Annotated in this window: 12 protein-coding genes and 4 pseudogenes; 8 read left to right on the forward strand and 8 right to left on the reverse strand. The window is 71.0% G+C overall.

The window, feature by feature from the left end:
* Window positions 1–28: 28 nt before the first annotated feature.
* From ABZW30_RS34030 to ABZW30_RS34055, 6 genes are all read right to left on the reverse strand, one after another.
* Window positions 29–841 carry a class I SAM-dependent methyltransferase gene (locus ABZW30_RS34030; RefSeq protein WP_355675106.1) on the reverse strand — a complete coding sequence of 271 codons (813 nt, stop codon included), beginning with the start codon at window positions 839–841 and terminating at the stop codon, window positions 29–31.
* 82 nt (window positions 842–923) lie between these two features.
* Complete coding sequence (locus ABZW30_RS34035) at window positions 924–1,490, reverse strand: hypothetical protein (protein WP_355675094.1); 567 nt, start codon at window positions 1,488–1,490, stop codon at window positions 924–926.
* 106 nt (window positions 1,491–1,596) lie between these two features.
* Window positions 1,597–3,144 carry a phosphatidylinositol-specific phospholipase C domain-containing protein gene (locus tag ABZW30_RS34040; RefSeq protein WP_355675095.1) on the reverse strand — a complete coding sequence of 516 codons (1,548 nt, stop codon included), beginning with the start codon at window positions 3,142–3,144 and terminating at the stop codon, window positions 1,597–1,599.
* A 116-nt stretch (window positions 3,145–3,260) separates the two neighbouring features.
* Entirely contained in the window at window positions 3,261–3,431 is a 171-nt protein-coding gene (locus ABZW30_RS34045; RefSeq protein ID WP_355675096.1) for a hypothetical protein, read from the reverse strand.
* Between the two features lie 978 nt (window positions 3,432–4,409).
* Window positions 4,410–5,648: an LCP family protein gene (locus tag ABZW30_RS34050; protein ID WP_355675097.1), complete on the reverse strand. Its 1,239-nt coding sequence runs from the start codon at window positions 5,646–5,648 to the stop codon at window positions 4,410–4,412.
* Between the two features lie 55 nt (window positions 5,649–5,703).
* Complete coding sequence (locus ABZW30_RS34055; RefSeq protein ID WP_355675107.1) at window positions 5,704–6,216, reverse strand: SigE family RNA polymerase sigma factor; 513 nt, start codon at window positions 6,214–6,216, stop codon at window positions 5,704–5,706.
* Between the two features lie 173 nt (window positions 6,217–6,389).
* On the opposite strand from ABZW30_RS34055, the pseudogene ABZW30_RS34060 reads away from it, so the two are divergent.
* Window positions 6,390–6,727 (forward strand): annotated as a pseudogene (locus ABZW30_RS34060) (ISAzo13 family transposase); the annotation flags it as partial.
* Window positions 6,728–6,795: 68 nt separating this feature from the next.
* The gene (locus ABZW30_RS34065; RefSeq protein WP_355675098.1) at window positions 6,796–7,626 is read left to right on the forward strand and encodes a hypothetical protein; all 831 of its coding nucleotides are present in this window, start codon (window positions 6,796–6,798) and stop codon (window positions 7,624–7,626) included.
* Between the two features lie 35 nt (window positions 7,627–7,661).
* Here the strand turns inward: ABZW30_RS34065 and ABZW30_RS34070 are convergent, their stop codons facing one another.
* Complete coding sequence (locus tag ABZW30_RS34070) at window positions 7,662–7,826, reverse strand: hypothetical protein (RefSeq protein ID WP_355675109.1); 165 nt, start codon at window positions 7,824–7,826, stop codon at window positions 7,662–7,664.
* A gap of 84 nt (window positions 7,827–7,910) precedes the next feature.
* Window positions 7,911–8,294, reverse strand: a pseudogene (locus ABZW30_RS34075) (IS5/IS1182 family transposase); the annotation flags it as partial.
* Between ABZW30_RS34075 and ABZW30_RS34080 the strand changes: the two are divergent.
* From ABZW30_RS34080 to ABZW30_RS34105, 6 genes and pseudogenes are all read left to right on the forward strand, one after another.
* Window positions 8,293–8,505: pseudogene (locus tag ABZW30_RS34080) on the forward strand (hypothetical protein); the annotation flags it as partial. The pseudogenes ABZW30_RS34075 and ABZW30_RS34080 overlap by 2 nt on opposite strands.
* On the forward strand, window positions 8,475–9,122 hold the full coding sequence (locus ABZW30_RS34085) for a response regulator transcription factor (RefSeq protein WP_355675099.1): 648 nt from the start codon (window positions 8,475–8,477) through the stop codon (window positions 9,120–9,122). The pseudogene ABZW30_RS34080 and the gene ABZW30_RS34085, both read left to right, overlap by 31 nt.
* A 102-nt stretch (window positions 9,123–9,224) precedes the next feature.
* A complete protein-coding gene (locus tag ABZW30_RS34090; protein WP_355675108.1) occupies window positions 9,225–9,983 on the forward strand; it encodes an ABC transporter ATP-binding protein in 759 nt (252 codons plus the stop codon).
* Window positions 9,977–11,329 (forward strand): FtsX-like permease family protein, encoded by a 1,353-nt coding sequence (locus ABZW30_RS34095; protein ID WP_355675100.1) that lies wholly within the window; start codon window positions 9,977–9,979, stop codon window positions 11,327–11,329. Before ABZW30_RS34090 ends, ABZW30_RS34095 begins: the two co-directional genes overlap by 7 nt.
* 29 nt (window positions 11,330–11,358) lie before the next feature.
* Window positions 11,359–12,549 carry a sensor domain-containing protein gene (locus ABZW30_RS34100; RefSeq protein ID WP_355675101.1) on the forward strand — a complete coding sequence of 397 codons (1,191 nt, stop codon included), beginning with the start codon at window positions 11,359–11,361 and terminating at the stop codon, window positions 12,547–12,549.
* A 98-nt stretch (window positions 12,550–12,647) separates the two neighbouring features.
* Window positions 12,648–13,092: pseudogene (locus ABZW30_RS34105) on the forward strand (IS5/IS1182 family transposase); the annotation flags it as partial.

Consider the following 13,092-nt stretch of genomic DNA (forward strand, 5'->3'; position numbering starts at 1 on the left):
CAGATCGCTCGAACGACGCCGCCCTGCTCTACCGGCGGACCGCCGAGATCAGTGCGCCGGGCCGCTCCTCGTGCTGCGGCGGGGTGCTGATCGGCCGGCCGTAGGCGGCAGCGCGCTCGCGCAGGGTGTGGCTGTCGGCCTCCCAGCCGTGCCCGGCCAGCCAGCCCACCGGGTCGTCGGGCATCTCCGAGACCCACATGGACGCCGCCGATCCCGGCGAGGCGTCCGCGCCCAAGCGCTCGATCACGCCGCGCGAGCCCAACGTCAGCCCCATCCGACTGCCTGCCGCCGACTGCGCGCTGATCCGGGCCAGCAGCAGCTCCACCGCGTCCTCGGGCAGATAGATCAGCAGTCCTTCGGCGATCCACACGGTCGGCACGGCCGGGTCGTGCCCTGCGGCGGCCAGCGCGCCTGGCCAGTCCTCACGCAGATCCACCGCGACGGTGATCCGCTCGCAGCGTGCGACGGCTCGCTCCTGGCGCAGCACCGAAGCCTTGAAGTCCAGTGGCGCGGCGGTGTCGACCTCGAACAGCCGGGTGCCCTCGGGCCAGTCCATCCGGAAGGCCCGGCTGTCCATGCCGGCGCCGAGCAGCACGACCTGCCGGACCCCGGACGCGGAGGCCTGCTGCAACAGGTCGTCGAGGAACTTCGTCCTGATGACGATGGAGAACGACACGGCCAGCCGGCGGCGTCGCGCGGCCTCGTCATCGGGTGGCGGCGAGGAGGGCCACAGGCCGCCGGCGGTGGCGAAGGCCTGTGCCAGTGGGTCGCGGAACAACGCGTCCACCCGCTCGGTCTCCAGCGCCCGCACCCTGGCCACCCCCACCGCCGTGGCCCACACTCCCGACGGCTGCACCCGCTCCTGCTCATCAGTCACCGCGCCAGCCTAGACGCAATACCGGTGATTCAGGGCCCGCAGAGCATTAACCCGTAGCTTCCGGGTTTCGGGTTCGTTGATGTGGTATGGGCACTCCGAGTGAGCAACAAGCCATGCTGGCAGCGAAGTTCGAGACGATCCTGCCGCATCTGGATGAGCGGCAGCGCCGTCTGAGGGTTCGGGGCGACGGCGGCTGAGCGGTGACCGGCCGGGGCGAGATCCGCTTCTGTCGCAGGTAGGCGCTGACGCGCTGGTAGCTGCCCTTGTGGCCGAGCGGGACGATCTCCTCCCAGAGCTTCCAGGCGTTGGTACAGCCCTCGCGCCAGCGGTCGTCGAGGTAGGGCTTGTAGTCGTCGAGGGCGGACGGCCGGTTCTGCCACTGACCCCGGAAGAGATCCTCCGGGTTCGAGACGTCGGCCAGGGCCTTGACCGTGCGGTAGGTCATGCCGAGCTGCCGTTGGACGGCGCGCTTGCTGTGGCCCGCGGCCAGCAGGGCGTGCACCGCCGCGTGCCGGGCCCGGGTGCGGTCGGCAAACCGGAAGCCGGCCCCACGGGCGGTTCGCCAACGACGTGCAGCCGCGTCGTCCAACGCCGAGCTCGAATTCCGGTTCATTGCCGGCCCTCGCTCGAAAGGTGGGTAACCGTGTCCGTGTACGGCTCGAACGGCCGGGCCCGGCCCGACGCGGTGCAGCGTCAGGCCAGGTGGCGGGGTGGTCCGGTCAGGCCGGGCAGTTGCCCAGGACGACCTTGCCGCCTGACTGCGAGGCGGTCGCCGGATCCACCATCAGGCACAGGTTCGTCCACTTGTTGATGAACCGGAGGGCCGACTGGTTGGCGAGATTGGTGGGCATGATGTTCCACATCTGGTTGTCGGAGATCCAGCGGGTCTCGCAGGGCCACCAGAACAGCTGGGTCCCGGCCGACGGCGGAGTCCCGTTGTTGTACGGGACGGTCAGGCACTGGCCGTTGGCGGCCTTGATCCAGTAGTAGCCCATGCTGTCGAAGGTGGACGGATAGGCGGCCTGCCACTGCTGGCTGCTGGGCGGGTTGCTCTGGCAGGCCCGCTGCTGCACCACACCGCCCTGCCCGGAGCTGTCGAACTGGGGCCCGCGGGTCATGCACCGGCCGTACTTGCTGTCCACGTAGGTCTTGTCAGGCTTGACCAGCCAGATCGCCGGGCTGGTGCCCCGGGCGTCGTAGTAGGCGTTGCGGGCGATGATGTTGTGCACCAGCGCCCAGCCGGGGTAGTCCATCATGACGATGCCCAGCCGGCGGTTGGCGGTGTCGTTGTTGAGGTAGTTCATCAGCCGCACGTTGACGCCGTCGACCCAGACCAGGTCCTTGCCGCGCAGGACGCTGTAGCCCCCCGCGTACTCGGAGGGGACGAGGTTGAACGGTGCCCGGGACGCGGAGGTGTAGGTCACGAAGGTCTGGTTGGCGGGGGCCGAGCCGGCCGCGGCGAAGTTCTTGCTGACCAGGCTCCACTTGGCCGGGGCGTCGGTGGCGTTCCAGGTGTCCTCGGTGTGGTCCGAGAAGCCGTTGAGGCCGTAGGAGCCTCCGTTGTCGGCGTTGAAGACGGACAGCACGATCTTGCCGCGGGCCTGGCCCAGCGTCGGCGGGTCGCTGCGCTTGCCGTTGTTGTAGAACAGCCCCGCGTACTGCTTCGCGTAGGCGTCGAAGAGGGCCGTGTGGCTCGCCGTCGGGTGGTCGTCCGTGCAGCTGAAGGTGGAGCCGTCGCACTCGGCCCGCAGGCGCATCAGGAGGGTCTCGCCCTTGTGGGCCGAGAGGAAGGCCTTCGCCTTGGTCAGGACGTCGTCGAAGTTGGCGTTCTGGTAGAAGGGGCCGTGGTGGATCACGAACTTGTCGTTGATGATGCGGACCCGGATATCGACCGCGCGGATCCCGCGGTCCAACTGCGCGGACAGCGTCGCCGCGCTGTCGCCGAAGTCCTGCTGCGTCTGGGCGCTGGAACCCCCGTGCACGGCCAGCGTCTCGTGGGTGCCGGGAATGGACATCGCCGTCAGCGGCGTGGTCGCCCCCACCTTGCCCATCCAGTCCTGCTGGTCGGCCGAACCGAGGTTCTGGAAGGCGTCGCGGTTGTCCGTCCCCTCGGCCAGGGCGGCGTGCGGTACGGCCAACGGGGCCACGGCCAGGGCGAGGGTGGCGACGGCGGTCACCATCGCCGTCCGGGTCAGGCGGCGCAGGCGGGGCAGGCGCCGCAGGGCGGCGCAGGCCGGGCGGGCGGACGTGGCGGAGGTGTGGGGCATGGCCACCTTTCGGGGGAGGGGAAGGCCGCAGGCACGGCCGAGGCCGGGCGCGTAGCTCTGTTCACGAGAACGGGCAGCACTTCGACGTCGGTTCAGGAGGCGGTAAGCGGTCGCGGCTAGGCCGGAATGCAGGTCCTGACGGCGGCCAGGCCCTCGGCGGCCTCCAGGAGGAGCGGGCCGGCGTGGGGCTGCTCGATGAGGGCCTGGGCGTGGTAGAGCGCGTTCTCCAGGACGGCGGCCGGGGCGCGGATGTGGCGCAGCGCGGCGATGGCGTCGGCGGCCAGCACCGGGCCGCGGGGTGGGCTGTGGGGCGTCTGGGTGGGCTGGTGGGCTGGTGGGCCGGGACGGCGGCGGGGTGGCTCCAGGGCGGTTGCTGGCGGCTCTGGGGGCGTTGCTGGGGGCCGGGGGCACGGGCCACGCCCGGGGCCGAGGGTCGCCGGGCGGAGGACGGGTTGCTCACGGCCGTTCGACGAGTCTGGGTGCGGCTCGGTGGCCGCCGACCCGGGCGGTGCGGCCGGCACCGCCGGACGCCCACACAACCCAACAGCCCCGCAGGGGAGAAGCCACCGCCGTCCAACCGCACAACCACAGACCCAGCCCATCCCACCAAGACTTAGGAGAAAGGAGCAGACGGAGGGGGTTGTCGGAATATCCGGCAGCCCGAAAATCGCCTCTGAGCTGCGGAAACGCCCGGCAACGGGCGGAGGTGGCGGGGTACCTACGGTGGTAGCTGCGGGCGCACCTGCGGTGGTGCCTACGGTGTCACCCACGGTGGTGCCTACGTGCCGTCGGCGCGGACGGCTTCGCCGGACGCGCAGAAGAACACCGGCCCGCCGCAGGCGCGAACCCCGAACCGACCGACCACCTTCATACCCAAGACAGAAGGGCAGAAAAGGGGTTGTCGGCATTTCCGGCCCACCCCTCATGGGTGCGGTGGTGAGTTTCGCCTCCGGGGGCGGTGAGTTTCGCCCCGGGCCGCTGGTGAGTACCGCTACTTCCGGGACCTTCCCGGCCACCGCGCCCTGCCGGTCTGACCTCTACTCCACGGGCTGGGTCGGCCGCCTGGAGCACGTCGGCCTGCCAGGCTCACCGGTTCCGCCGCGAGGCTCACCGATGGGGGCTGCCGCCCACCGGGAAGGATTGCGCCCACATGCGGAGTGCAGCGCAGTCCCGGCCGGACGCGCCGAGGCGACGCTGCCGCAGCTCGTGGTACGTGAAGCGGGCTGGGCCGCGGTGCGCGGCCCAGCCCGTGGTGTTCCCCTCTCTCAATCGACGCAGGGCACTCCGTTACCGGACTTCCCCGAGTTCCCGGTCGGGGCTGCGCTCGGGCCCTCGTCGCCCGGGCCGTTGTTGCTCGTGCCGTTGTTGCTCGTGCCCTCGCTGGTGAGGATCTCCTTGGCCTTGCCCGGTTCGGCCACCAGCGTGTTCCCCTTCGGCCTTACGGGTAGCGTCGAGGCCGCCGCCTGCCCGTGGGCGAGCGCGGGCACCTGGCGGACGAAGTCCACCGGGCTCCACCCCTTGTCGACCACCAGGTCGTCCTTCAACGCGTCGTACAGCGCCCCCAGCTTCCCGGCGTCCTCCACCACGCCGCCGTCGCGCAGCTTCTGCAGAACCCCCGCGAGGAAGGCCTGCGTGCGCCGGGTCCGGCCCAGGTCCGAGCCGTCGCCGACCCCGTGCCGTTGCCGGACGAAGGCCAGCGCCTGCGCGGGCCCGAGCTCCGAGCGCCCGGCGGGCAGCTTGGCTCCGCTCCACGGGTCGTCCACCGCGCGGTTCAGGCAGACCGGCACCCCGCCGACCGCCTGTGCGACCCGGTAGAACCCGGTCATCGAGACCTCCGCGAAGTGGTCCACCGGCACGCCCGTCAGATCCTGGACCGCCCGGATCAGTGCGGTCCGCCCGGCCTCCCGTCCCCGCCAGCGCAGTTCGGCTCCGGAGATCCCCTGGCCCTGCAGCCGGGGCAGCTCCGTGGTCTCGGCCTGCGTGTAGACCTGGTTGATGGTCGTCTGCCTGCCGCCGCCCGCGTCGACCAGTACGTCCCGGGGGATCGACAGCTGACGCACCGCCCCGCCGCCGGCCGGGATGTGCACCAGCACCATGGTGTCGGCGACGTCCACGTCGGCGTCCCCGGCGTGGAGGTCCCCGCGTCGAAGGTCGGCGGGCGCCGGCCGCCCCTGGGCGTCGGTGGTCGACGGCAGCCCGATCAGGAGGATGGTCACCCCGTGGTCGAGCGGCGCGGGCGCGCCCGCCGAGGAGGCGGCGGCCAGCGCCCCCGAGGTCCGTCCCGGCACCGCGGACGGGATGGTCAGCGCGCTCGCCCCCGCCGCGACGGCCACCGTCAGCGCGCCGGCCAGCAGCACCGTGTGCCGCCGTCCCCGCTTGCGCCGCCGTCCGCTCTCGAGCCCGCCGTCCACCAGCCGGGCGGCCCGGTCCGCTCCCAGGTCGGCGCTGGCCCGTCCGAAGACCGTGCTCAGCTGCGTCTCAAACTCCTCGTCCCCGCCGGTCACTTCATCACTCCATTCACCGAAGGTCCGTCCGTCACAACCGACTCGTCCCGTTCGCTCACGGCGCCACCAACTCCGCCAGGTCCGCCCCCAGCAGGGACCGCAGCCGGGCCAGCGCCCGGGTGCACCTGGTCCGGACCGCCGACGAACTGTCCTTGAGGATCACCGCGGTCTCCTGCACGCTGCGGTCCTCCCAGTACCGGAGCACCACCACAGCCCTGTCCCGCGGCGGCAGCTGGGCCAGTGCGCCGACCAGCGCCATCCGCAGCGCCGCGTCCCGCTCGTGCGCCGACACCTCCGGCAGCACCTGGCTGGGCCGCTCGCCACTGCTGCGCCTGCGCTGGTGTGTCAGGAACGCCCGGACCAGCACCGTCTGCGCGTACCCCGCCGCGTTGTCGATCCGCCCGGCCCAACTCGGCCGGTAGAGCCGGTGCCACTGCGCGTACATCTGGCCCAGGGTCTCCTGCACCAGGTCCTCGGCCAAGTGCGCGTCGCCTCCGGTCAGGAAGTACGCCGACCGGTAGAGCGGCCCGGAGCGGGCCGTCGCGAACGCGACGAACTCCTCCTCCATGGCCGCCCGCCGTCGAGCTTTGCCCACTGTCCTCTCCTGTCCCCTCGCGATATCCGCCCTATGACGTCGTGAGGGCAGCAGGATGTTTCAAAGAAATCTTCGACGGGCCGGATCAGGCCTCTCCGGTCGGGGCGGTCGTACGGCGGAGGAGCCGGGCCGTCCGGGGGAGCCGCCCGGCGACCGCCCGGCGGATCGACCCCGCCCTAACCACGATGCTCAGCGATCCTGCCCTGACCGGCATGCCCCGGGCCGACTTCGAGCGCCTGGTCGCCGCCTCGGAGCCCTACTGGGACGCCCTGGCCGAGGCCGCCTTCCACCGACGCTTCCACCGCCCGCGCAGCTATCTCCACCCGCAGACCAGCAGCCTGGACCACTACCACCGCATCCTGGCGGCGCTGTTACGCCGCCGCAGGGCGATCACCAGCACACTCCTGGCCCAACTGCTGGAAGTCGGCCGCACCAACCTCTCCAACCAGGTCCAGGAAGGCCACCGGCTCCTGGACCTGCACCGCGTCGCCGTCACACCACTGCCCGGATCACCCGCCCGCACCCTGGAACAGCTCCGAGCCTCTCCGCGGTATGACCGGTGCGGTGCCGTCGCTGGCCACTGTGCACCGCGCCATCCGCAGGGACCTGAACGCAGGCCAGCGGGCCGGGCTGCGCGGTGGGGAGAAGGCACGGCGCGCTCATGACGTGCACCTGCGCCGCCCCCGGGCATGGCGCAACGCGTGTTGGGAGGGCGACCACAAACGCGCCCCAGTACAGGTGGACGTCGAAGGCGTTCCACAGTGTCCGTGGATCACCTGGTTCATCGACTGCGCGACCAACGCCATCACCGGGGTGGCCGTCACACCGCACCAGCCCTCCCGGGACGCGATTTTGGCCGCCCTGCGCGTGGCGATCTCCCGCGGCAGCACCTATGGGCCGATCGGCGGCCTGCCCTCGGTGGTCCGCGTGGACCGCGGCAGAGACTTCCTGTCCCGCACCGTCCGCACCGCGCTCGGCGCCTTCGCCGTCCCCGTACAGGACCTGCCCGCCTGCACCCCGCACCTCAAGGGAACGGTGGAGAACCTCAACCGCGCCGTGGAGAGCATGCTCCTCGCCTCTCTGCCCCGCTACACCCGAGCCCCCACCGCCACGGTGCGCCGCCGTTCCCCCGACGACCCCGGCCCGGTGCTGCCCTTCACCGCGTTCGTCGCCCTGCTCCTCGACTGGGTCGAGGACTGGAACACCCGACACCCCTCGCAGGCCGCACCCCTCTCCAAGCGTGGCTGGACGACCCGACCCCGATCGAGGACGTCCCCGTCGAGCAGCTCGCGACCTTCGGACTGGAGGACGACGGCCGCCTACGCACGATCACCGCCAGCGGTGTCAGCTGGCGCCGCCGCCCCTACATCGCCCCCTGGATGACCGGCCACGCCGGCACGAAGGTCCGCCTGCGCCACCTACCCCACCACGACCAGCAGATCGAGGTCTTCGACGCCACGGGCCGCCGCCACCTCGGCACCGCACACCTCGCCGACCAAGCCACCAACGAACAACGCGCCGCGCTGCGCCTCACCCAGGCCGCCGAGAAACGGCAACTGAAGTTCCCCCTTGCGCTCGGACACCTGGAGACTGGGACATGTGAGCCCGGAGGAAGCAGTTTCAGGTGGGAACCAAGAGCAACATGAGTAAGGGCGTCCGCCAGTAGGTCATCGGATGCGAGGGCTTCGGGGACGGCTGTTCCAGCGGTAGAGGGTCCAGGCGCGTCGGATCAAGCAGCGGACCGTGATGATGGTGCTGGCCAGGGCGAGGAAGAACTCGATGGCCGTTCTCCGGCGTTCGGTGCAGCGCCGGAGCTTGCCGAAGTTGTTCATCCAGGAGTTCGTGCGCTCGACGACCCACCGGCCGCCGGTCTGGATCGGGGTCTTCGCGCCGCGTGCGGCGATCCGGGCGTCGATTCTCCGGTCGGCCAGGTCGTCGTGAACGAGCCGGTAGTCATACCCGGCGTCCAGAGCGAGACGCGGACGCTCCGGCAGCGGCCCGAGAGTCGGTTCGAGGGCGGTGAAGCGGTCGAGGGTGACGGGGAGCAGGGACAACCACGTCACCGTGCACGGCCGCACCGCGTTCCGGCCGCGCTGCGACGGCCGGGACCGGTGGCTGCAGCGCAGCTTCGCGCTCACTTCCTTGCGCCGCTCGCGGGAGTGGCGGCCGGACGACGGACACGTTCTGGTTGAATGGGAAGGCGCGTCGGCTGTGAACAGGGGGAGTGCACGGTGCGGGTGGTCATCGCCGAGGACTCGGTGATCCTTCGTGAGGGAATGGTGGAGCTCCTGACGGCCCGTGGGTGTCAGGTCATCGCCACCGCCGGCAACGCGGAGGAACTGCTCGACGCGGTAGCCGCGGACCCGCCGAACGTCGTCATCGTCGACATCCGCATGCCGCCCACCCACACCGACGAGGGCATCCGTGCCGCGGTCCGACTCCGCGCGGACCATCCGCAGGTGGGCGTCCTCGTCTTCTCCCAGCACGCCGAGCCCGCCTGGGCCGCGCGGCTGCTCGCCGACAACGCCTCCGGTGTCGGCTATCTGCTCAAGGAGCGCGTCTCCGCCACGTCCGACTTCATCGACGCGCTGCGCCGGGTCGTGGCGGGCGGGGTCGCCCTCGATCCGGACATCGTCAGTCGGATGCTGAACGGCCGTCGGAGTCTGCTTGAACGGCTCACGACCCGGGAGCGCGAGGTCCTGGACCTGATGGCCCAGGGCCACTCGAACCGTTCCATTGCCTCGCTGCTCGTCATCACGGAACGCGCGGTGGAGAAGCACGCGGCGGCGGTGTTCACCAAGTTCGATCTGCCGCCGACCGAGACCGACAACCGCAGGGTGAAGGCCGTCGTGGCCTACCTGCAGGAGATCAGACCCTGACGTCCCGCGTCCGCATCCGCAGGGGCGGATATCCGAACCCCGGATACGGGAGGTGGCACGGTGGTCCGGTGACGCCGCGCGACAGAGCATTGGATCATGTCGATGAGCACTGGCCCGGTCCAACCCACTGAAGCGACCGGCCTCGGAATCCGCGTCAGAAACCTGCAACGCACGTACGGCCGTGGCAGTGGCACGGTCCACGCCCTGCGCGGTGTGGACGTCGATTTCGCGCCGGGCACGTTCACCGCTGTCATGGGACCGTCCGGGTCGGGCAAGTCGACCCTGTTGCAGTGCATCGCGGGGATCGACCGGCAGACGTCCGGCACGGTCCTCTGGGGCCCGACGGACATCAGCGCTCTGCCGGAGCGGCGGCTGGCACTGCTGAGGCGGGCCCAGGCAGGCTTCGTCTTCCAGGCCTACAACCTGATGCCCGCGATGACGGTCGAGCAGAACGTCGCCCTCCCAGCCGTGCTCGAGGGCCGACGCGTGGACTGGACCGTCGTGACCGCCGCACTCGCACAGGTGGGTCTGGCGGACCGGAGGAAGGAGCGGCCGGGCAGGCTCTCCGGCGGTCAGCAGCAACGGGTGGCCGTGGCGCGGGCGTTGTACGGCCGACCGCGGATCCTCTTCGCCGACGAGCCCACCGGCGCACTCGACCGCACGACCGGCAGGGACGTGCTGTGCCTGCTGCGCGAGGGCGTGGACATCGAAGGCCGTACCTGCGTGATGGTGACGCACGACCCTGTCGCGGCCGGTTTCGCGGACCGGGTCATCGTCATCGCCGACGGAGTGGTGGTCGACGATCTCGAACGGCCCTCGGCCGCCCTGATCGCTGAGAAGCTGAGTGGGCTCGCATGCTGAGGCTCGCGCTGGGTGCCCTGCGGACGCGGACCGCATCGTTCGCCGGGCTGGCCATGACTCTCCTGCTGGCTGTCGCCGTCATCACCCTGTTCGGATCCCTGATCGCGGCGGCGCTCGGTACGGGTGGGGACTCCCGGCTGGCCATGATCGGAGGGGCGTTCGGCGAGATCGCGATGCTCATGGCGCTGTTCGTGGTTGCCAACACGCTCGGGTTCTCCGTGCGCCAGCAGTACCGCGACATCGCCCTGCTGCGCACGAGCGGCGCCACGCCCGTTCAGATCAAACGGCTGGTCAGGGGCCAGGTACTGCTGGTGACCTTGCTGGTGTCGCCGGCGGCGTGGCTGCTCGGCGCCTGGGGTGCCCGGAGGTTCCTGGCGGAGCTGGTCACCCGTGGTGTGGCTCCGGCCTCCGCCGGTGTTCCGTGGTCGCCCTTGCCCATGCTGATCGGGACGGTGGCAACCATGCTCGTGGGGGTCGGCGCAGCGAAAGCCGCCGCGCGCCGCACGGTCCGCGGGAGGCCGTCGGCGGCTGTGGATCAAACCGCGGCCGAGCACGGCGGGCTGGGCTGGGTGCGTGGCATCGCGGGCCTGCTCAGCCTCACGGGTGCCGGTGTCCTGTGTGGCTTCATCACCAGGCAACCGGTGGACAAGGCGGCACAGGCAGCCCTGCTCGGGGCTCTGCTGCTCATGATCGCGGTCGGGATGCTCGGGCCCCTGCTCGCTCGCGCCGCGGTCGGGCTGCTCGGCGTGCCGCTGCGGCTGGCCTCCCGTCGGCACCGGGGTGAAGCGGGTGGCTGGCTCGCCGCCACCAACCTGCTGGGGCACGCTCACCGGCTGGCCTCGGCAGTGGTGCCGATCGCGCTGCTGGTCGGGCTCTCGATGACGTTCACGGCGATCACCGGGACGATCCAGCACGCCGCGGCGCAGGCCGTCCCGCAAGGCGCGCAATCCGCGAGCGACGTCTGGTTGCGCGGGGTGGAACTCACGATGCTGGCCGGCTTCGGGGCGGTGGCCACCGTGAACACCCTCGTCTCGCTCACGGCGACGAGGCGGCGGGAGTACGCGCTGCTCACGCTGATCGGCGCGACACGGCGGCAGTTGTTCCGGATGCTGGGCGCGGAGGCCGTGGTGACCGCGATGGCCGGGGCCCTGCTCGGCGTCCTGGTGGCAGCGCCGGTGAGCGTGGCGTTCGCGCTGGCGGCCACCGACGGACCCTGGCCCTGGCTTCCTCTGCAGACCTACGGCCCCTTGGTGCTGGGTGCGATGGCGCTGGCAGCCTCGAGCATTCTCCTCAGCGGTTGGTGGGCTGCGACGAGGCCCGCACTCTCTGCCGTGGCCGCACCATGACGACGACAACGAAGGGCGAGAGGATCGCCGTGAAGCGATGGACGGTACGGCCGGCTGCGATCGCCTACGTCGTTGCCGGGCTGCCCCTCTCGCTGATCGGGATCGGCTACGCGCTGGCCGTTCTCTACGTCGGCGGCATGCTGTCGCTGACCCTGATCGGCCTGCCGCTTCTCGCTCTCGGCCTCCGGGGCGCTCGGCTGCTCGGGCAGGCTCACGCCCGTCTGATCCGGGCGGCACTGGGCGAGCCGATCGACGTCCCGGGGCCGCAGCAGTCCGGTCCCGGGGTGCTGTCGTGGATCAGGAGCGGTCTCTCGGACGTGACCGCTTGGCGCAGCATGCTGTACCTGGTCCTCAGGCTCCCGGTCGACGTCCTCGTGTTCGGGTCCACGGTGGCACTCCCGGTGCTGGGAGTCTGGGCCGTCGTGTGGACGCTGATCGCCCAGCCGGGATGGTGGCCGGGGATCGGCACCGTGCTGGCGGCCCTCGTCGTGCTGGCGCTCGTCCCGAGCGCGATCGGCGCGACGATGACGCTGCACCGGCTGCTCGCCAGGACGCTGCTCGGGCCCAGTGACTCCCAGAAGCGCCTACGGACCCTTGAACGGGCTCGCGGCACCGCGCTTGCCGAAGGCACTCGCACTCTCCGCCAGATCGAGCGGGACCTGCACGACGGAGCGCAGGCACAGCTCGTCGCGCTCGCCATGACACTGTCGTTGGCCGCGGACGCCCTGGACGGCGATCAGGCGCCGTCCTCGGACCGTCCCCGTGTACTGGTCTCCCGAGCCCGGACCCAGACGGACGCGGCCATCGCAGAGCTTCGGCGCCTCATCGACGGGATCAGCCCGGCAGCGCTCGACCAAGGGCTCGTGGGCGCTCTGCCGCAGCTGACGGCGCAGGCAGCTGTGCCCGTCACGCTGACGGTGGACATCGGTGAGCGCCCGGACGAGGTGATCGAGCGCGTGGCGTACTTCTGCGTCGCCGAGCTGTTGACAAACGTCGCCAAGCACAGTGGGGCGACGCAGGCGTCGGTGGAGGCACGGTCTGCAGGGAACCGGTTGTCCATCCGGATCCATGACAACGGCTCCGGCGGCGCCCGGATCGGCGCGGGCAGCGGCCTGCTGGGCCTGCGGGAGCGACTGGCGGCGGTCGACGGCACGTTGAGCGTCGACAGCCCGGCCGCCGGCTCGACCATGGCTGTCGTCGAGTTGCCCGTCCGGATCTAAGGGCGCTCCGCTAGTAGGTGCTGCAGGTACTGGCAGCAGGGCAGGCACGGTTCACTCGATCATGGAGTTCTCTATGCTTCATGATCTCCGGGGGATCCGTGCCTGCCGTCCCTTCATGCATTCTTGACCCGATCCGCGACCAGTTCCTCGCGCTCCTGCCGGCGCGCGAGGATCGGCACCCTCTCGGCTGCCACAACCCGAGGATCAGCGACGCCGTCGTCTTCGACCGGCTGGTACAGGTCCTGGTCTTCGGTTGCGGGTACGAACGCGCCGCCGACGAACACTGCTCGGCCACCACCTTGCGCCGACGCCGCGACGAGTGGATCGACGCCGGCGTGATGGAGAGGCTACGGCTACTCGCACTCGCCGCCTACGACCGCATGATCGGCCTCGAACTCGACCGCCTGAGCGCCGACGGCTGCATCACCAAGGCGCCCTCTGGCGGTGACAGGGCTCGGTCATGGTCCTTGACCAAGGCCGGTGAGGTCGTTCGGGTTTCGGTGGCAGGCCGGGCAACGCCACAGGGCGGTGATCAGCGCGATC

This window comes from Kitasatospora sp. NPDC004669, from assembly GCF_040609455.1.
In the GTDB taxonomy this organism is placed as follows: domain Bacteria; phylum Actinomycetota; class Actinomycetes; order Streptomycetales; family Streptomycetaceae; genus Kitasatospora.